Here is an 18,986-nt window from a genome sequence, read left to right on the forward strand (position 1 = left end):
TCATTTTATGTACACTATAGTTTTGACAGTAGACTCCGAGAATGAGAGAATATAGTTTTGTAGAAGCTACAGATTTCAAAATAATTTTGGAGGCCTATCAATGAATCAGCGTTTTCGTATCACACGATCAATGCAGGAAAACAATGCGGAGCCATCCATCTCTTTGGATGAATGCAAAGATTACTTTGCAGCTAAGCCCGACTTTGCGTACTCACAGGTTTTTACCGTAAAAGGCCCGGAAAGCAACATGTCCATTGATGGAGACTTTTTTATGTGGAAGCAGGGGGATGTGGAAATTCCTTTCCGGCTTTACATGGGTGATTTGTATGTAGCTATTTCCAACGAAGCTGTAGTTCCCAAAATGATTGAAATTGCAACGGAACTGCAAGCTGATATAGTTGAAGGGTAAAACACCAATCAAGGAGGCCATTATGCTGCCGATACATCCTCAAGACATCCAAACTGTGATCGACCGCCTCACCGGTCAGGAACTTTACTTGCACCTTGAACTCACGACAGGGGCCTATGCCAGTCATTTGGACAGCAGCCGGCCAACCGCTTCGGCGTTCATCACCAATGCGGCCGTCTCATATACGCACGGCTCCATCTCCGGCACGGGTCCTTACCGGGTCGGATTAAAGACAGCAAGCGGCTGGATCTATGCAGAGGGCCTTACGCATGTTGATGAGAATGAGCATGAACGCCTAATCATGGCTGGGCACGACAGTCAAGGAAAGCTAATTGTGTCATTGCAATTAAGCCGGGAAAAGTTCTAATGAAAGCGGAGGATCAAGCAGCCATGAATACTAAACAAGCCAAACATGAGCGCATCTTAGTGGTATTTCCCCATCCCGATGACGAAGCATTCGTTGCATCAGGGACATTGGCTATGTACATAGAAGGCGGCGCTCAAGTCACCTATGCTTGTCTGACACTAGGGGAGATGGGCCGCAATATGGGCATCCCGCCGTTCGCGAGCCGTGTCAGCTTGCCAGCAATCCGCAAGGAGGAACTGACAGCGTCTTGCCATGCGATTGGCATCCAAGACTTAAGGATGCTCGGCTTCCATGATAAAATGATTGAGTTCGAAGACCAGCAGCTGCTGGACTCCCGCATCCTGTCACTACTCCAGGAATTGACCCCGTCGCTGGTCATCACCTTCTATCCAGGGTACAGTGTGCATCCCGATCATGATGCCACCGGGGCCGCCGTCATCCGAACCATCAGCCGGCTCCCCGCGGCAGAACGGCCGCTTGTGTACTGCAGCGCCTTCGCCAGCAATCATGAGATGGTAATCGGGAAAGCAGATGTGACCGTAGACGTGACATCATTCCTTGTTAAGAAAATGGCCTCGATTACGGCGCACCGTTCGCAATTCCAAGCGGCGGAACTCGTCGGGAACCGGGAGCTGAGTGATGAAGAAATCCGCGACCGGTTCGGCACAGAACAGTTCTGGACCTACCGGTTCGATTCATCTCTATGATAGAGGAACAGTTTATGGACAAATCCCCCTGCCTAAAGGCAGGGGGATTTGTTATATTCCACTTAAATGCTGAACCAACATTCCAACAAACCGCTTAGCCATTTGTTTATCCTGAAGTTCGCTGTTCCAATCGCCCTTGGGAATCAAGCTCATTTTCTGAAGTAAACCCATCATAGACATGAAGATAAAATGAGCGGTCTTCAAGGGCTCAGTATCTGACTTTAACGATCCATCTTTAAATCCAATGTCCAGAGCATCCATTAGGAAATGGCGTTCTTTTTCCCGGTTCACAAAATTATTGTACTGCTCTTTGAGTTCATCACTTGAGTCGTAGGCTTCATAATGCAGGTCGAAGAGAAGAATAAACTTGATGTACTCTGGATGTTGCGAAGCATAATCAATCCAAGCCTCCAGCATCGAAATAAGCATTTGTTTACCATTCATTTCGAGTGAAGCTGCTCTTCCAACAAATTGGGTCATACTCTGGAGGATTTCCATCTGGACCTCAAAGATCAGTTCATCCATGGATTGAAAATGCTTATAGAATGTAACCCGGCTTACACCGGCCACGAGGCATACATCTTTAATATTAACTTTGAGAAAGCTTTGCTTCATAAAAAGTTCCTTAGCCGCAGCAATTAGTTCTTCCCGGTTTTTGTTTCTCAAATTCTGATGCCAGTTCTCAGTCATAGGCAGCAATCCGTTCTTTATCATTTTTTGGCTTTCGCAAGGTTAAGAAAAGAGCAGATGTAAGGATAAGTGCACCAAAAATATAGGGTATATTCATGTGTTTGTCAAACAACTGCCCTGCTAAAATCGGCCCAAGTATATTTCCTATGCTGGTATACGTTGTATTCAATCCGGCAGCATATCCTTGCCGATCACCAGCTGAGTTGGCAATCAGCGTACTTACCGTTGGTCTTAAGAATGCATTAAAGGCAAAAAACAGGGCAGATACTACGATCAGATAACCTAAATTAAACTTGATGATCATTAAGAGCAAACTTATTGCCGTGATCACCAAAGATAGACGTATAAGTTTCATCTCGCCTAGCCGCTTAATAAGATAATCAAGCAGCCAGATCTGCACAATGATGCCTATAACTGCACCTACCGTAATGATAATTGAGATTTTAGCGGCATCAAAACCGTACTTTTGTTCCACAAATAAAGGCATACACCGTTTCATAATTCATCAAACCAAATGTCATGATCAGAATGAGCAGGAGATAGCGGAAATACGAAGTCCGGAATGAATTTAGGATCAGGTTGCGAAGGGGCTCCCGGCGTACCCGTTTACTAACGGATTTCCGTCTTTCCTTGGGAAGTGTCTCTGGCATAAATATACTAAGCAGCGTAGCTGCAAGTCCAAGCCCACCCGCGAAAAAATAGGGGACACGTATGCCGAATTCAGCGATAATCCCTCCTAACCCTGGACCAAGTACCATACCCAAATTCATGGAAGCCCCCAAGAATCCCATTCCTTTAGCGCGGGTTTCCTGAGTGGTAATATCAGCGACATAGGCCATATTGGAAGGAACCATTAATCCAATACCTATTCCCCCGATAAATCGGGCAATATACAGAAGCGGCAATGTCGCAGATACGGCAAACATCAGATCCGCAATGACCGTTAAAAACAGACCGGATATGATCATGGACTTACGACCCCAGCGATCCGAAAGCTGCCCGCCTATAGGTGAAAAAATAAACTGTGCGGCTCCAAAAGCAGCAATAAGATACCCGGCTGCAGCCCCTGAGGCATTAAATTGTTTTAAATATTCAGGAAGAATGGGGATGACCATACCTTGTCCCAATAAAGCGATAAACAGATTCAGCATTAGAATGAAAAGTGGAAATCTGGCAGACTTAGGTAAGCTGCTCATATCAAAGCCCTCCCGCGAATGGTTTACACTAAGTAAATATTAACACAATGTAAATCATTCTAATTGAAAGAGAGAACATTGTAAATGATAAATACAACTCTTTTAACTTGAATGAATAGTTGAGAAATTAGAAATTACCATATGACTCCGATGGGTACTTAAGCTATAATGAGTTCTAAAAAAAGAAAATGGGGCGTTATGAAATGAATCAGTATAAAGGTGAAAAAAGCCTGCTCTCGGAGAAAAAGGAACGTTTCTCCTCCAGCGGCTTTATTTTCGCGGCCATCGGCAGCTCGGTGGGTCTGGGAAATATGTGGAAATTTCCTTATATTACAGGAGAAAATGGCGGAGCGGCTTTCTTCCTGCTCTTCATCGTCTGTCTGGTGCTAATCGGCTTGCCTGTGCTATTGGCCGAACTCGCCATCGGACGCAGTGGACGCGGAAGCGCGGCAACGTCGTTCATCCGTGCCGGAGGCGGAAAAGGGTGGAAGGCAGCTGGAATACTGCAAGTGATTGCGCCTTTTCTAATCCTCTCCTTTTATATTATTGTTGCAGGTTGGACGCTGCACTATGCAATGATTGCCTTCAATGGACAACTGTTCAGCACGACTGATTATGCAGGTGAATTTGGTTCATTTATCTCAGGGTACTTGCCGATTGTCTGGCAGGGTGTAGCCATCCTGATTTCTGCGGGAGTAGTTATCCTGGGGGTATCGGGCGGGATTGAGAAATTTAATAAAGTACTGATTCCCGGCCTGGTTGTACTCCTTATTGTATTGATGATTCGTGCGCTAACCTTGCCGGGTGCAGATAAAGGGGTTTCCTTCTTCCTCAAACCGGACTTCTCGGTACTAACGGCAGAATCCGCACTGGTCGCCTTGGGACATGCCTTCTTCTCGTTATCACTCGGAATGGGGATTCTTTTGACGTACGGTTCTTATGTAGATAAAAATCAGTCGCTGGGCACCGCTACACTTGCGATAGGAGCCGGAGATTTGATCTATGCGTTTATCGCCGGATTGATTATTTTCCCGACTACGTTCTCGTTCGGCATTGCTCCTGACCAAGGACCTTCGCTGATTTTCATCGCTCTGCCGGCGGCTTTCTCGGCTATGCCGTTAGGTTCGTTCTTCGGCGGTCTGTTCTTCATCCTGCTGGCGATTGCCGCCTTGACCTCAGCTGTATCCCTGCTTGAAGTGCCTGTATCCTTCGCGATGGAGCGCTGGAACTGGAGCCGTCAACGTTCGGTTTGGGTATTGTCTCTGGTCTGTTTTCTGCTTGGGATTCCTTCAGCAATGTCGCTGGGAATGTTCCCTGAACTTACGTTTGGCGGCAAAGCCCTGTTCGACTGGATGGATTTCATTACCTCCAACATTATGCTGCCGCTTGGCGGTCTGCTGATCACCATTTTTGCCGGTTATTTCTGGAAGGGGGCAGCAGAAGCGGCTGGACTACAGGCGCGCTGGTTCCGCATCTGGTTGTTCATGCTCCGGTATATTGCGCCTATTTTGGTGTTCCTGGTGTTGCTGCATACCTCGGGAATCCTTAAATTCTAATTCAACAACCATTCATTGCAGAATGAACAAAAGAACTCTACAACCCATGTGGTTGTAGAGTTTCTTTGTTTAGAGCATCACCTAAGACTCTTCCAGTTGTCGCGAGTTCCTGTGCCGCCAACTCATACATACCAGAGACAATGCAATGACCGAGAGGATCACACCAAGCAGTCGAAATCCCCCAGCGCTGAACTTACCTCCCATTATGATGCCCAGCAATAAGGAAGAGAGAATGGTTCCCAGATATCTTGATGTCATAAATACGCCGGATGCTACACCGATCATTTCTTTTGGCGAACTTTTGAACAGAGCCACTTGCATACCGACATTATTTAATCCGTTCCCAACACCGAATGCAGCCAACGACACACATACACTGATAACTGGTGAAGTGGGATTCATGGTCACCATCCATACCGATCCTAGTGTCATTAGTATTCCGGATGTCAGCAATGCGGGCCCTGGTCCTGATTTATCTATCCATCGTCCGGCTAGTGGAGAAACAATGAGCGAGCACAAGCCTAAGCTTAACATCAGAATCCCTGTATGGGATTCGCTGACATGACGTACCATTTGCAAGTAGGACGGAAGCCCGAAAAAGAGTGAGTAATAAAGTACGTTAACGAGCATGAATTCGATATTAACCCAAGTCATCTCAGGATATTTGGCGAATGTGCGCAAAGGAATAAAGGGTGATGCCGCTTTTAACTCATGGCGTACGAAAGCCACCAGTGCAAAAAGGCCAATCAGTCCGATAATGACAGGACCCAACGAGACATGGCCAGATGATTTTGCTGACAGTAATCCCACCAGCAAGGCGACCAGACCCACGATAAAGAGCAGAATCCCTGTCGCATCAATCAAATCATACCATTTACGGAACGACATCTGGGATGTAACGGATGTTGGCGGTTCGTCCTTAGGAATCATCCTCCAAGCTAACACAAAGCTCGTAACCACGAACGGAATATTGACGAGAAAGATCGCAGACCAGTCCCACCATTGAATCAAGACCCCTCCGATAAAGGGACCGATAGCTGCCGCACCGGATAGGAAAATGGACATCACGGACAGCGCAGTCGCCTGTTTCTCCGTAATATGAATTCGCACAATGGCCATTCCAACTGCAACCATCATGCTTGTTCCGATGGATTGCACAATACGGAACACAATGAGCCACCCAAAGGTGGGGGATAGCGGAGCTAATAATGATGCAACGAAGGCTACAACAAGACCGGTTAGAAAGATCTTTCTGCGCCCGAATAGATCACTGGCCTTCCCCATGACAGGTTGAGCGATAGCACTCGCAATATAGAATGAGAAAATGATCCAGGATACCTCTGTAAAATCAAGCTGATACACCTTTTGCAGCCTTGCTATAGCCACGGAAATCATCGAAGAATTTAATGGGTTCAATAGAATCCCCAGACCCACGGAGATCATCAGCCACCTGCTGCGAGCATTCATTTTTGGTCCTCCCCAAAGTGTTATTGATGTCATCGTACTTCAGATTGATTATTTATTCCAACGCCTTTTATGTTATGATTTCATAGACTAGAAGGAATGAGAGGGGTATAAAATGGAACTTCTTCAACTGCAGTATTTTCTCGTGGTAGCCCGGCTGGAGCATGTGACCGAAGCAGCACGGACCCTGCACGTTACCCAATCCTCATTAAGCAAAACAATTCAACGTCTGGAAGAAGATCTGGGAGTCCCGCTATTCGACCGGATAGGAAGGAAGCTACGCTTGAATGAGTTCGGAAGCCAATTCCTCCGCAGGGCGGAAAGGGCCTTGTTTGAACTGGAACAGGGAAAGCAGGAGCTGCGTGATTTATCCTCCCCGGAACAAGGTACACTTGAACTTGCGGTGACTGCCGCGAGCACGTTGCCAAATATCCTTCGAGAGTTTCGAAAAAAGCGGCCTAATGTCCAATTTCATGTGCAAATGCTGACCACGCATGAAATGGTTAAGCTTCTTCACAGCGGAGAAGTCGATTTCTGCTTGTCCTCACCTGCCATAGAGGAGGAGGATATTGAATGCCAAATAGTCTTCATTGACCCCATTCTTGTAGCGGTTCCCAAAGGGCATCGGCTGGCAAATCGAAGCAGCATTTCTTTGACAGAATTGAGGGATGAAGAGTTTATCGGTGTAAAGAGAGGTTATGGTACCCGCGATTTAGTAGACAATGTATGCAGAACAGTTGGCTTTGAACCTAGATATGTGTATGAGGGGGATGAACCAGCAAGGCTAAGTGCCCTTGTGGAGGCAGAAATCGGCATCGCTTTTATACCTAGCACGGCAAGGAATTCTAGGGAACAGATTCACTATCTCCAAGTGGAAAATCATGACTTGGCGCGTGAGATCGCATTATTGTGGCACAAAAGCCGCTACATTTCGCCGGCTGCTCTGGAATTCCGTGAGGTCGTTGTAAACTATTTTAAGCCATTGACCTGAAAATACAGGCGATGGCTTTTTTTAAAATGTTAAGAATTTATATGCTTCACGGTATAAATCATCCTTCTATTTCTCGCTGAAACGGAAACCGTCCTTTTGAGGACGGCGAAGCCGTTTCACTTGTTTGACACAGAAGTGTTTCTCTTCTCTATCGACGCCGCTCAGATGATATGTTATCATGATAAACTGATAACGTGTTAATGAGCTAAAGCGTAGCATACAGTGTGTCATTTACTAGGGGGATTAGAGAGATGAAGAGAAAAGGATTATTAATTTTATTCGTAGTTATGGCAATTGCAGTGATCGCAGGCTGCTCCGGTTCAAAAGGTGATGACGGCAAACTGGTGATCGGTATAGATGATAAGTTTGCTCCGATGGGCTTCAGAGATGACAACAATGAAATTGTCGGTTTTGATATTGACTATGCGAAAGCAGCAGCCGAGAAAATGGGCAAAGAGATCACCTTCCAGCCAATTGACTGGTCGGCCAAGGAATCGGAGCTGAACAGCGGACGCATTGATATGATATGGAACGGGTACACCATAACAGACGAGCGTAAAGAGAAGGTGTTGTTTACCAAGCCTTATCTGGAGAACAGCCAGGTTGTAGTCGTGCTGGCGGATTCAGCGCTGTCGAAGCTGAATGATCTGGCTGGAAAAGAAGTCGGACTGCAGAGTCTTTCGTCGGCTGCCGATGCCCTGAATGCCAGTCCAATCAAAGCAGAGATTGACAAGGTATCTGAATTTCCGGACAATGTACTTGCCCTGACGGACCTGAAGTCGAAACGCCTGGATGGAGTGGTTATTGACGAAGTGGTGGCAAGATATTACATGTCTAAGGAGACCGGTACTTACAAGCTTCTGGATGAATCACTGGCTCCTGAGCAATACGGTATCGGGATTAAGAAAGGCAATGAAGCACTGCTTACTAAGCTGCAAAAGGCTCTGGATGAACTAAGCAGTGATGGAACGGCTGCTGAAATTTCAACGAAGTGGTTTGGCGAGAACAAAGTACTGAACTAGATTGTTTCCTTTAGGAGTCGGTTGAAGATATGAATATAGATTACATTATAAAAATTGCCGGGCCGATGCTTGAAGGTGCACGGACGACCGCCTTGCTGTTTCTGATTGTCATCGTGCTGTCCATTCCGCTAGGGATGCTGGTCACACTGATGGCCAAGAGCTCAATTAAACCGCTAGCTTGGCTTGCGCACACTTATATTTACGTCATGCGCGGAACTCCGCTACTGCTGCAGCTGCTATTCTTCTGCTTCGGCTTGCCGCAGATTCCGGTCATTGGGGAGTATCTGGTCATGGACCGCTTCGTTGCGGCCAGTCTTGGCTTCATCCTTAATTATGGTGCTTATTTTGCCGAAATCTTCCGTGGCGGGATGCTCTCGATTGATAAAGGACAACACGAGGCGGCCAAGGTTCTCGGGCTCAGCAAATGGCAGACCCTGCGCAAGGTAATTCTTGCCCAGATGTTCCGGGTTGCATTGCCTGCGGTAGCCAATGAGTCCATTACTCTGGTCAAGGACACTGCGTTGCTCTATGCTGTAGCTGTACCAGAGCTGCTGAATTACGCGAAGACGGCGGTGAACCGCGATTTTACGGTGACCCCATTTGTAGTTGCCGGCGTTATTTATTTGCTGATGACATTAATACTAACGCTGTTCTTCAAGGCACTGGAGAAACGTTTCAAATTTGAGTAGAAGGGCTGTCCAATTATGAGTAGTATGATTGAAGTTAAGCAATTGCAGAAATCTTTCGGCAGCCTCGATGTGCTGAAGAAGATTACCTTTGATGTGAAACCGGGAGAAGTCGTGGCGGTGATCGGGCCTTCCGGTTCCGGGAAAAGTACGATGCTGCGCAGTCTTGTTCATCTGGAGGAGGTTACCGGCGGAAGTATCCTTATCCATGGCAAACCGTTGGTAGAGAACGGCAAATACGCCAGCAATGCAGATATAAGGGAGATTACCGCGACCATGGGCATGGTGTTTCAGCACTTTAATCTGTTCCCTCACCTTAGCGTACGGGGGAATCTGGAGCTTGCCCCGCGAACACTGAAGCGGGAGGGCACTCAGGATATTGCCGCCAAAAGTAAGGAATTGCTCTCCAAAGTAGGCCTTGCCTATAAAGCGGAGGTGTACCCTTCCATGCTGTCAGGTGGACAGAAGCAGCGGGTAGCTATCGCCAGAGCGCTGATGCTGAACCCGGACATCCTGTTGTTTGACGAGCCGACTTCGGCACTTGATCCCGAGCTGACCGGCGAGGTGCTGCGTGTCATCCGCCAGCTTGCGGACGAGAACATGACGATGATAATCGTCACGCATGAGATGAACTTTGCCCGCGATGTGGCGGACCGTGTATTCTTCATGGATAACGGGGAAATTGCCGAATCGGGAACACCGGAGCAGATCTTTGGCAGCCCGCAGCTGGAGCGGACCCGGACGTTTTTGAATCAGGATTAACAAGAGTATCAAACATGAAAGCAAACTAACACGTATGAATAAACGCAATATTCAGCATCCTATTACTGTAGTATACATGATGCATTTCCAGAGGAGGCTACCCGAGATGAGCCAGCAGAAGCAAAGAAAAGAAGCTGGGTGGAAATCCCGAAAGCAGGACCAGCACCCCCATGGTAAAATCAAGTCGCTGAAAGAGCTTTCCAGCGAGTATGATGCGGAACATACTACGTCGTAACCTAGCACAAGGCGGTAGGTTGCCGATTCCCTTCGGCAGCCTATTCGGGACCGCCCGCTGATCTGGAACATTTGCCAGAATACATAGTCCAGACTGGGCTATTTTCTTCCTTTGCCTGGGATTGGAATATGCCTAATGGACTCAATGGGGTGGTACAGCAGCATCCATGGACCTGAGTAACGCATTACGTCCTTGATTTTTTGACGGTAATCCTGTTTGTAACAATGGATGGGGCATTTTGCGCAAGCCGTTTTCTCCTCACCGAATCGACAGAGCGATAATCTGTTCCTCGCATATACATTTAACTCCTGACATTCCTCGCAGAAGGCTGTTTGATGATGTTTTTTACTGCAATAGATACGAATCATTTTTGATACCAATTCTTGTTCTCTTCGAATTCTAGGCCCCTCATTCAATTGCCTTTTCACTTCTCTTGTCATGTGCGAAAGGTTCCTTTCAGTGTTATAAGAATACATTAACTCTATTTAATAAAGAAAATGGGTATTATTCTTTACATTTTCAAGGCATTTGCAAGGCCAACATGCACCCGTCCTACGTAGGATAGCTATTCAAGCAGGAAGTTGGCGGGAACGTATCGGATTCTTTGAATCGGGTGCGGAAATTCCCAATGGATGGATTGTACCGACCACACAGGATATCATTACTCCTTTAAAGGAATTCAGGCTTTTTATTGTTTTTCGGCCATGTATCCCGCCTGCGGATTCTTGCGGAATTTCAAGGGAGAGAGACCTATGATGCTTTTAAACGTCCGGCCAAAATGAGTTGAATTCTCGAAGCCGACGCTTTCGGCAATAGCTGAAACTTGCGAATTGGATTCTTTCAATAAATGGCAGGCTTGTTTGATCCGAACATGGTTCACATACTCGATGAGGGTAAACCCTGTTGATTCCTTGAAGGTCCGGCTAAGATGGGAGGGACTGACATGGAAACGGACTGCGAGCTCCTCCAAGGTCAGGCGCTGATCATAGTGGTGATTGATGAAATGGGTGATATGGGAGATACGCTGATAAACCTGGTTGGTGGAGCAATTCATATATGGACGTCCGCTGTTTAATAAGCGGTGTATGTAAATTAAAAGCTCGGACAAGAGGATTTTGAGATAGAAACCCGACTCAGGAAATCCGTTCGCGGACTCGGCGGCCATCTTTGCAAATATCGCTTCGACATAACCTTGCTCCTGACCCTTTAACCGGAGGGAGCCAGAACCGGATTGGAAAGCGGACAACGGATGAAATGACAAGTCCCCGGTCAACAACCCGCCTAGAAACTCTTCTTTAAAAAGCAGTGTTACTCTCTCAAATTCTGCACCATTGGGATTGATCAGCCGGTGTTCGTCATTTTTTCGGATGAGCAGCATGGAGCCGCCCACAAGCTGAAACGGCTGGCTTCCGATAGAATAATGAAGCTCGCCCGAGACAATATACAGAATTTCATAAGCATCATGATAGTGGAATGAAGGAATGCTGGAACAGGATTTACTTTCTCGGCTGATATAAAAGGGATCAGAATGAAAAAAGTTCATATCAATCACCTCTCCGGCACTCCGGTAATTTAATGATATTCTCATTGTAGCCGAAGCGGTTTGAATTGTTAAACAAAATGTTAACAGCAAGATATGTTGAAAATGGGGGTTTTTCAATAAGATTCTCTGAGAATCCTGAGGCGGGCGTGGGATATATTCAAGAAAGCGGGATTCCTAATGAATCCTCAAGCTAATCCGTTCATTTGAACGGGAAAGGGGCTGCAAACATGCAAAGCCAGAAAAAGAGAGGAAGTAATCCGAAACAACTATTCTTTATGTTCTTGGTGTTCCTGTTGATCCCCTGTTCATTCCCGGCAGACTCACTGGCCGGCCCCGTGGCGGGCAAGCCCAAGCAAGCCTCCGTTGTACAGAAGGAAACGGCTGCTGCAGAAGCCGTAATCGCCGAATGGGTATTCAAAAACAAAGGAGAAGCAGGTAGCCATCCGGCCACCGGAGGAGAATACATGTCTTCCTCGAGCCTTCAACAGGTCGGAGGGTATTTCGAAAACTTCGACAGCAAAGCCAAAGACATCAGCTATCAGGGCTGGGACAAAGGTGAGGGCAAAAAGTATTGGCTGGCAACCCTTTCTACATCCGCCTACAAGAATATCAAATTATCCTCGGAACAAAGCTCTTCCGGTTCTGGTCCGAACGATTTCAAAGTACAGGTAAGTTCGGACCGGACAGTCTGGACCGACGTGCCGGGAGGTACTGTTCAGATGAAGACCGTTTCAAGCTACAGTTGTCCGGGTCAATCCTGTAAGCTCAGCAAGCTGTCTCTGCCGAACGCAGACGACAAGGAATTGCTGTATATCCGCTGGCTGGTCAATTCCAATCTGGCCACGAACTCCAAAGATAATCCGGAAGGCATTGGTGAAGGTGGGTCCAGCAAAATCCGGAATATTCGTGTGACGGGTGATCTAATCCCTGGAAAAACGCCCATACCGCCGACAATTGATAAGTCCCATTCTCCTGAAGATGGAGCTGAAAAAGTATCCGTGACGGCTCCAGTCGAGGTTGAATTCAACAAATCGATAAAGCTGATGAATCAACAGGCCATCACGATTCGAGATGACCAGAATCAGCCTATACCCACCCTAACCGCCGAAGTCATAAACCAAACGACCTTGCGCATCGGGCATGGCGGACTAGGTCAAGGGAAAATGTACAGAGTTTCCATCCCCAAAACCGCGGTCCAAGGAATAGACGGCTCTCCCATGATCCGTAATGTCGAATGGAGCTTTACGACTCAACCATCCGCGTCTCAGCCCAATCTTATCAATATGACTTTCAACGGCGATACCAAAACGAGCATGTCGTTCGCATGGTACACAAATATTTCAGCGGAGACGAAGGTCCAGACTGCTGAAAGCGCAGGGGGAACCGGAAACGAATTTCCGAATGAGGGCGTTCTCGAATTTACCGGATCCTCCGAGGAAATATCAACTTATATGACCAAGAGCGACAGAACGACCGGAAAGAAGAAAAAGTTCTTCAGCCATAAAGCAACCGCGAACGGATTAAAGCCGGGAACCAAATATGTTTTCAGAGTGGGTGACGGCTCGGTTTGGAGCTCCATCGGATCATTTGAGACCGATACGGCGACCTCTCAGCCTTATCGTTTTATTGTTGGCTCCGATTCGCAGGCCTCAAGCAAATCGGGTTTTGAACCCTGGGCAGATACCTTCAGGAAAGCAAATGAACATATCGGTAACCCCAAATTTCTGATTAATGCCGGCGATTTGGTCGACAACGGTGACCTGGAGGAGCAGTGGCAGTGGATGCTCGGGCTCGCACAGCAGTCACTGATGAAAGTGCCCTTCGTTCCCGTGCTTGGCGGACATGAGGTGTCCGATTGGGACGGGGATGAAACAACGCGGAATAACAACTTTTACAACCACTTCAATCTGCCCCGGAAAGTGGTGGAAGCAACGCATGACGGCTCGGTGTATTCTTTTGAATATGGAGACGCTCTTTACATGGTATACAACTCTCAGTTTGACGGAAAGCTGAATGAAGATGGCTCTGTCAACTGGGATGATGAGAAACATGAGCAGTTCTGGAACCAGATCGATTGGATGCGGAATACAGTCGCTAAGTCTGATAAGAAGTGGAAATTCGTTGCATTTCACAAGGCGCCTTACGCATCCGGTGATAATTCTGCACAATGGGAAGGGGATCGCGTTAAATTTTACAGAAAGAATCTGATTCCAGTCTTTGACGAGCTTGGCATCGATATGGTGTTTGAGGCTCACGATCATATGTATATGCGTTCTTTCCAGATGTATGGGGATAAGGTTATAGATCCGAAAAAGCTGGAGAAGGACGAGGCAGGCAACGTTGTTAATCCGCAGGGAACGGTGTATCTGATGCCCAATGCTTTTGGAAACAAGTTTTATTACAAAAACGAACCGTATGACGACTTTTTTGCAGCAGTAAATAAGCAACCGGAGAAAAAAATGTTTACAGATGTGTCGGTTTCAGATCAAATCCTGAAACTTGATGCCTATACGGCTGCTGTGGAAGATGAAGGAAAGAGTGGCTATGGAAAAAACGGGCTAAAGGTATACGATCATTACGGCATCAAACGAACGGACACCAAACCGGCTCCCGCAGAGGAGTTCAAGGTGAAACTTCAAGGGACCAAGGCGACATTAACCTGGAAAACGCCTTTCACCAGCAAGGAACAGGTAAGGGGATTCCGTATTTATGAAAAAGATGATAAAATCAGCAAGTATTGGAGCCTTTATGTGCCGGTAAAGCCGGGAACGACGCAATACAGCACCGTTATCGAGCATTTAAATCCAGAGCACCAATATAATCTGGTGATCAAGTCCGTCGGCAGAAGGGACAATTCCAGTCCAGTCACGGTAAGTACAACAGCTAATTAATTTGATTCATTCTCGATGCAACGACTGATGTGCAAGCATCCTTGCATGTTACGTCGTTGCATTTATTTTGTTTGTTCATACTCCGTTCATATTGCCGTTACAAGGAGTACATGTTTGTCATGTAAACTTTGCAATAACGGCCCGCTTAAGGCAGTCCAATACACAGATAAGGACAGGAGAAGATGAGTGTGAAACGACAAGAAGAGGGGACAAAAAAAAGGATGCGCAAACCACTTCGCATAATCCTTAAATCTATAGGAGCTTTAGCAGGATTAATGGTACTTTTTCTAGCCATTGTTTTTATTGTTAATCTGGTTTGCAACAAGGTGGAGCAAGGTAAAATAGAACCCTATGGCCAGTTAGTATCTGTAGACGGAAAACATATGAATGTGCTGATCCAAGGGGAAGGCGAAGAAACAGTCGTGCTCCTGCCGGGTTTTGGAACAGCAGCTCCAGCACTTGATTTTAAGCTGCTGGTAGATGAACTATCTCCGTTCTACAAAGTTGTCGTGGTTGAGCCGTTCGGCTATGGATTAAGTGATGAAACCGATAAGGAGCGGACCGCAGACAATATGGTAACTGAAGTCCATGAAGCTTTGCAGCAGCTCAATATTGACCGGTTCACGCTAATGGGCCATTCCATTGCAGGTATTTACGGATTGAATTATGTTAACAAATATCCAAACGAAGTAAATGCATTTATCGGAATCGATAGCAGTGTGCCAACCCAAGGCGGAATGGATGCTGGATTCCCATTAAAAACGTTTAAATTCCTCAATAAATCAGGTCTCTTAAGATTGATCAAAAAAGTAGGGGAGGACCCCTATGCTTCGTTAGCATTTGATGATCACACCGTTGAGCAATCGAAAATGATTGCAAATAAAAACAATAATAATGACACTACTTTAAATGAAATGAAAAATATTTCTTCTAATTTTAAATTGGCTCAACAGTTGAAGTTCCCAAAAAATCTTCCCGTTCTTTTGTTTATCCAAGCGGATAATAAATCTGTTGAAGGCTGGATACCACTGCATGAAGCGCAGGCTAAAGATTCTGTACGTGGAAAAGTCATAAAACTTGAAGCAGAGCATTATTTACACCATACCAAATCCAAAGAAATCGTTGAAGACTTCAGGGAGTTCATGAAGTAAGCAATTATTATATACAAAACAAGGCGGCCTCACTTGAGGTCGCCTTGTTTTGTGCTTTAGAGGGAAGCCATCGTTACCTGACAGTTAGCATCGCAGGTCGATTTCAAAGGTTTTAATCTCATAAGGTTCAAGGATGAAGCAGATGCCAGCATTGTTATGCATTTCGCCATCTGGTTGTTCCATCAAGTTCGTTTCTCTCCATCCATGAATCTGCAGGCTGCTCGTCAGCTCCAGCATGTTGGAGCTTCCGGAGTAATCGTGAATACGCACGATGAGGCAGTCCGAATCCTCTGCTTTTTTGACAGCAGAGATCATAGCCGTATCGCCGGACAAGGCGAACATGGAGCGGCTTGGCTGCTCTGCATGTCCCTTCGTATAGCGAATCGGGGCATTCAGGAACCAGGCTTGCTTGACGGTCTGACCGGTCAGCCAATCCCCTTGATGCGGTAGAAGGGCATAGGTGAAGCGATGCAGCCCCTGATCGGCATGCGGATCAGGATGTGTAGCGCTTTTGATCAACGTCAGCCGCAGGACATTGTTTTTAATATCATACCCGTACTTGGAGTCGTTCAACAGGCTGACACCATAACCCTTGTCGGACAGATCTGCCCATTGATGCCCGACAGACTCGAAGCGCGCCCAATCCCAGCTCGTATTCCAATGTGTCGGCCGTTTCACGTTGCCGAACTGAATGTCATAGGTTGCCTCAGTAGATCGGATGCCGACCGGGAAAGCCACCTTTAGCAATTGCTGCTTCTCGTGCCAATCCACTTCGGTCACATAGTCGATGCGCCGATTCCCGGCATAGACGATCAGGTTCTGCGTAATTGTGGAATTACGGTACTGCCAATTGAACCGGATGACGGCCCGAAGCGGACCGGTCTCCATCACTTCGATTGCTGAACAATCTCGAATCTCAGTCATTTTTTCCTGATAGAAGATATCAATATCCCAAGCTTCATGTGCCAGAGGTTTATCCTCAAACACCTGCAATAGATTGCCGTTAGCGCCCTTGGCCAGTACTTCCCGTCGTGCTGCTTTATCGTAAATGCGGGTCAACTGCCCGGCTTCGTTCCACGCCAATTGATAAAAAGGGGTTTCGATTCCACGTTCTGTATGGCTGAATGGAGACAACTCCGAACTGATAGATTCAGCTTCGCCATGGAAATGAATGGTTGTATACCCGAGCGAAGGAATATCTTGCACTTCAATATACCAAATGCCTGTATCCAGCTGTGCATTCAAGCGTAGCCCTGCATCGCTTAACCAATATCCCTGCTCCATCCCCGTAGAAGCGGGAATAGCGACTAGCTCCGTAATACTCCATGGTGAGGAATTCCACACCGAGAAACTGCCTGCCGTTTTCCCTGCTGCGATCGCAGTCCGGGCTTGTGTGTCGACTTGACTGCCGATCTGCCACGCTTCCTCGTATTCGACTGTACTGTCTTCGTACACCTCACGGATGGAGGAGCCTGGAATGATGTCATGGAACTGGTTGCGCAGAATAATTTTCCATCCTGAGGTCAGCGGTTTGGCTTGATACAGATTCCAGTCTTCCTGCAAAATGCATTGCAGTGCATTCAGCCACTCGGCTTCACGATAGGCCAGTTCGAGTTTACGGTTCATCTGTTTGTTATACGCTTGGCTGGTATATGTCCCGCGGTGATACTCCAGATACAATTCGCCGTCCCAGGTATGGATGTATGAACCGGTATCCGCCACCGTCTGCTGCAGCTTTTCGAAATAGGCATCTGCACGTCCGGTGGTCACCTTTGGTAGCCCAGGCAATTGATCCAGCCGCCGGCGCATCTCGAGCATTTCGCGGTTCACGCCGCCACCGCCGTCGCCATAACCATAGGACAGCAGCAGTTCCTGATTCATCTCCTTGTCGCGGTAGGCATCCCATATTCCTTTGACCGTCTTGGGGATGATCTTCCCGTTATAGGTGTAGAACCATGAACCCGGCTCAGACCACGGTTCAGGTGTTGTGATGAAATGGGTCAATACCTCGGAGCCGTCAATGCCGCGCCAATGGAACGTATCGAAGGGCATCCGGTTATATTGGTTCCAGCTGATTTTCGTGGTCATGAACGTATGAATGCCCGATTTTTTCAAAATTTGCGGCAGGGACCAGCTGTAGCCGAACACATCCGGCAACCATAAGTACCTGCACTCCGATCCGAACTCCTCCTTCAGGAAGCGTGTACCGATCAGCAATTGCCGAACCAGCGATTCGCCCGAGGTCAGATTGCAGTCCGCTTCAAGCCACATGCCACCGCCGGCTTCCCAGCGTCCTTCTGCAATGCGCTCCTTGATGGATTCATACAGCTCCGGGTAGTCTTCTTTCACATATTCGTATAGCTGGGGCTGTGTCTGCAGGAAAACATACTCCGGGAACATCTCCATCAGCCGCATCACCGTAGAGAAGGACCGCGCACATTTCTCGCGAGTATGCTTAAGCCGCCACAACCAGGCAACGTCAATATGGGTATGGCCAATACAGGTGACGGTCACATCGGATAGTTTGTCCATGGCTTCCAGGCAGGCACTAAGATTGTCTCTGGCTTCGTAGACAGAGATGAAAAACGCCTCTGATTCGGAGTCTGCCCAGTCGATCATACGTAAGGATTGCTGCAGCGCCTGCAGCAGCTTCGTCCGCTCCGGCGCATTTGGATCCAGGATTTTTACGGTTTCGAGAATGGCCGTCCCGGTGAACACAAGATCGTCCATTTTCTCATCCAGCCAGCACAGCTCCGCCTGTTTGAAGGTATGGGTCTGATTGCGCGGTTGTCCGCCTCCTTCAAGGCCGGACCATAACCGGAAGAGCAGCTCAGCTGAGTGGCCTGCCGCCGAAGCAGGAAGAAATACTTCCTTATGATTGGAATCGACGCCTTGAAAAGGCTTGCCTTCCCAATAGAAAAGGGATTCAAATCCGGAGTTATTACCGCCCCCGGTATCGCCGAAATCAAACAAGCCGACGATTCGCTTATTTTCCCAGGATACAGGGATTTCAGCATCTGTACGCAGCCACAAATAGAGATCCCGGCCAGTCCAGGTCTCGTTAATGTGCATTGGCTGCCAATTGGCTTCGGCACCGGGCACCGTAGGATTTATATCTTCCCGGCGGTCTTCACAAGCAAGAAATACGCTCAGGGTCTTCCGGTCTCGGTAACGGAGTGCGGATAATTCATGAATACGTGCCTGTAATTTGTTTTCGGTAAGAAACATCGTGTGGACCCCCAGTTCATATTATCGGAGGGTGAATGATTTATAGGGAAAGTTCCAAATTGGGATAAAAAGTGAATAGCATAGGGGA

16 protein-coding genes and 1 pseudogene are annotated in these 18,986 nt (G+C 47.3%); 11 read left to right on the top strand and 6 right to left on the bottom strand.

Features of this window, described 5'->3' with window-relative positions:
- Positions 1-100: 100 nt before the first annotated feature.
- From ACQ76X_RS32060 to bshB2, 3 genes are read left to right on the top strand one after another with little or no spacing between them, the layout of a single operon-like run.
- A complete protein-coding gene (locus ACQ76X_RS32060) occupies positions 101-409 on the top strand; it encodes a hypothetical protein (RefSeq protein ID WP_038592034.1) in 309 nt (102 codons plus the stop codon).
- A 22-nt stretch (positions 410-431) separates the two neighbouring features.
- Entirely contained in the window at positions 432-776 is a 345-nt protein-coding gene (locus ACQ76X_RS32065; protein ID WP_438497812.1) for a YojF family protein, read from the top strand.
- A 23-nt stretch (positions 777-799) separates the two neighbouring features.
- A complete protein-coding gene (gene bshB2 / locus ACQ76X_RS32070; protein ID WP_438497813.1) occupies positions 800-1,483 on the top strand; it encodes a bacillithiol biosynthesis deacetylase BshB2 in 684 nt (227 codons plus the stop codon).
- A gap of 51 nt (positions 1,484-1,534) precedes the next feature.
- Here the strand turns inward: bshB2 and ACQ76X_RS32075 are convergent, their stop codons facing one another.
- Together ACQ76X_RS32075 and ACQ76X_RS32080 are read right to left on the bottom strand one after the other, a co-directional pair.
- The gene (locus tag ACQ76X_RS32075) at positions 1,535-2,173 is read right to left on the bottom strand and encodes a TetR/AcrR family transcriptional regulator (protein WP_438497814.1); all 639 of its coding nucleotides are present in this window, start codon (positions 2,171-2,173) and stop codon (positions 1,535-1,537) included.
- Positions 2,166-3,369: pseudogene (locus ACQ76X_RS32080) on the bottom strand (MFS transporter). Before ACQ76X_RS32080 ends, ACQ76X_RS32075 begins: the two are co-directional and overlap by 8 nt.
- A 203-nt stretch (positions 3,370-3,572) precedes the next feature.
- Between ACQ76X_RS32080 and ACQ76X_RS32085 the strand changes: the two are divergent.
- Positions 3,573-4,925 (top strand): sodium-dependent transporter, encoded by a 1,353-nt coding sequence (locus tag ACQ76X_RS32085; RefSeq protein WP_438497815.1) that lies wholly within the window; start codon positions 3,573-3,575, stop codon positions 4,923-4,925.
- Positions 4,926-5,006: 81 nt separating this feature from the next.
- Here the strand turns inward: ACQ76X_RS32085 and ACQ76X_RS32090 are convergent, their stop codons facing one another.
- Positions 5,007-6,392, bottom strand: coding sequence for an MFS transporter (locus ACQ76X_RS32090; protein WP_438497816.1), 1,386 nt, complete (start codon positions 6,390-6,392; stop codon positions 5,007-5,009).
- A gap of 112 nt (positions 6,393-6,504) precedes the next feature.
- Between ACQ76X_RS32090 and ACQ76X_RS32095 the strand changes: the two genes are divergently transcribed.
- The 5 genes from ACQ76X_RS32095 (at position 6,505) to ACQ76X_RS32115 (ending at position 10,085) form a co-directional block, all read left to right on the top strand.
- Positions 6,505-7,380 (top strand): LysR family transcriptional regulator, encoded by an 876-nt coding sequence (locus ACQ76X_RS32095; RefSeq protein ID WP_438497818.1) that lies wholly within the window; start codon positions 6,505-6,507, stop codon positions 7,378-7,380.
- 251 nt (positions 7,381-7,631) lie between these two features.
- On the top strand, positions 7,632-8,402 hold the full coding sequence (locus ACQ76X_RS32100; RefSeq protein ID WP_438497820.1) for an amino acid ABC transporter substrate-binding protein: 771 nt from the start codon (positions 7,632-7,634) through the stop codon (positions 8,400-8,402).
- 29 nt (positions 8,403-8,431) lie between these two features.
- Positions 8,432-9,091 (top strand): amino acid ABC transporter permease, encoded by a 660-nt coding sequence (locus ACQ76X_RS32105; protein WP_038592058.1) that lies wholly within the window; start codon positions 8,432-8,434, stop codon positions 9,089-9,091.
- A 15-nt stretch (positions 9,092-9,106) separates the two neighbouring features.
- The gene (locus ACQ76X_RS32110; protein ID WP_438497822.1) at positions 9,107-9,850 is read left to right on the top strand and encodes an amino acid ABC transporter ATP-binding protein; all 744 of its coding nucleotides are present in this window, start codon (positions 9,107-9,109) and stop codon (positions 9,848-9,850) included.
- 106 nt (positions 9,851-9,956) lie between these two features.
- Positions 9,957-10,085 (top strand): DUF6254 family protein, encoded by a 129-nt coding sequence (locus tag ACQ76X_RS32115; RefSeq protein WP_231578275.1) that lies wholly within the window; start codon positions 9,957-9,959, stop codon positions 10,083-10,085.
- Positions 10,086-10,183: 98 nt separating this feature from the next.
- Here ACQ76X_RS32115 and ACQ76X_RS32120 read toward each other — a convergent pair whose 3' ends face one another.
- Both ACQ76X_RS32120 and ACQ76X_RS32125 read right to left on the bottom strand, forming a co-directional pair.
- Complete coding sequence (locus ACQ76X_RS32120; protein WP_438497824.1) at positions 10,184-10,561, bottom strand: nitrous oxide-stimulated promoter family protein; 378 nt, start codon at positions 10,559-10,561, stop codon at positions 10,184-10,186.
- A gap of 212 nt (positions 10,562-10,773) precedes the next feature.
- On the bottom strand, positions 10,774-11,628 hold the full coding sequence (locus ACQ76X_RS32125; RefSeq protein ID WP_438497825.1) for a helix-turn-helix domain-containing protein: 855 nt from the start codon (positions 11,626-11,628) through the stop codon (positions 10,774-10,776).
- A gap of 227 nt (positions 11,629-11,855) precedes the next feature.
- Between ACQ76X_RS32125 and ACQ76X_RS32130 the strand changes: the two genes are divergently transcribed.
- Complete coding sequence (locus tag ACQ76X_RS32130) at positions 11,856-14,519, top strand: fibronectin type III domain-containing protein (protein WP_438497827.1); 2,664 nt, start codon at positions 11,856-11,858, stop codon at positions 14,517-14,519.
- 182 nt (positions 14,520-14,701) lie between these two features.
- A complete protein-coding gene (locus tag ACQ76X_RS32135) occupies positions 14,702-15,670 on the top strand; it encodes an alpha/beta hydrolase (RefSeq protein WP_438497829.1) in 969 nt (322 codons plus the stop codon).
- A gap of 84 nt (positions 15,671-15,754) precedes the next feature.
- Here the strand turns inward: ACQ76X_RS32135 and ACQ76X_RS32140 are convergent, their stop codons facing one another.
- The gene (locus tag ACQ76X_RS32140; protein ID WP_438497831.1) at positions 15,755-18,898 is read right to left on the bottom strand and encodes an alpha-mannosidase; all 3,144 of its coding nucleotides are present in this window, start codon (positions 18,896-18,898) and stop codon (positions 15,755-15,757) included.
- Positions 18,899-18,986 lie beyond the last annotated feature (88 nt).

Source organism: Paenibacillus sp. IHBB 3054 (assembly GCF_051594305.1).
Classification (GTDB): Bacteria; Bacillota; Bacilli; order Paenibacillales; family Paenibacillaceae; genus Paenibacillus_AQ.

Excerpts from the sequence above, each read along its gene's own strand:
- ACQ76X_RS32100 (WP_438497820.1), top strand. The coding sequence starts at position 7,632 with ATGAAGAGAAAAGGATTATTAATTTTATTCGTAGTTATGGCAATTGCA.
- ACQ76X_RS32110 (WP_438497822.1), top strand. The coding sequence starts at position 9,107 with ATGAGTAGTATGATTGAAGTTAAGCAATTGCAGAAATCTTTCGGCAGC.
- ACQ76X_RS32105 (WP_038592058.1), top strand. The coding sequence starts at position 8,432 with ATGAATATAGATTACATTATAAAAATTGCCGGGCCGATGCTTGAAGGT.
- ACQ76X_RS32115 (WP_231578275.1), top strand. The coding sequence starts at position 9,957 with ATGAGCCAGCAGAAGCAAAGAAAAGAAGCTGGGTGGAAATCCCGAAAG.
- ACQ76X_RS32095 (WP_438497818.1), top strand. The coding sequence starts at position 6,505 with ATGGAACTTCTTCAACTGCAGTATTTTCTCGTGGTAGCCCGGCTGGAG.
- ACQ76X_RS32130 (WP_438497827.1), top strand. The coding sequence starts at position 11,856 with ATGCAAAGCCAGAAAAAGAGAGGAAGTAATCCGAAACAACTATTCTTT.
- ACQ76X_RS32140 (WP_438497831.1), bottom strand. The coding sequence starts at position 18,898 with ATGTTTCTTACCGAAAACAAATTACAGGCACGTATTCATGAATTATCC.
- ACQ76X_RS32135 (WP_438497829.1), top strand. The coding sequence starts at position 14,702 with ATGAGTGTGAAACGACAAGAAGAGGGGACAAAAAAAAGGATGCGCAAA.
- ACQ76X_RS32085 (WP_438497815.1), top strand. The coding sequence starts at position 3,573 with ATGAATCAGTATAAAGGTGAAAAAAGCCTGCTCTCGGAGAAAAAGGAA.
- ACQ76X_RS32120 (WP_438497824.1), bottom strand. The coding sequence starts at position 10,561 with ATGTATTCTTATAACACTGAAAGGAACCTTTCGCACATGACAAGAGAA.
- bshB2 (WP_438497813.1), top strand. The coding sequence starts at position 800 with ATGAATACTAAACAAGCCAAACATGAGCGCATCTTAGTGGTATTTCCC.
- ACQ76X_RS32075 (WP_438497814.1), bottom strand. The coding sequence starts at position 2,173 with ATGACTGAGAACTGGCATCAGAATTTGAGAAACAAAAACCGGGAAGAA.
- ACQ76X_RS32125 (WP_438497825.1), bottom strand. The coding sequence starts at position 11,628 with ATGAACTTTTTTCATTCTGATCCCTTTTATATCAGCCGAGAAAGTAAA.
- ACQ76X_RS32065 (WP_438497812.1), top strand. The coding sequence starts at position 432 with ATGCTGCCGATACATCCTCAAGACATCCAAACTGTGATCGACCGCCTC.
- ACQ76X_RS32060 (WP_038592034.1), top strand. The coding sequence starts at position 101 with ATGAATCAGCGTTTTCGTATCACACGATCAATGCAGGAAAACAATGCG.
- ACQ76X_RS32090 (WP_438497816.1), bottom strand. The coding sequence starts at position 6,392 with ATGAATGCTCGCAGCAGGTGGCTGATGATCTCCGTGGGTCTGGGGATT.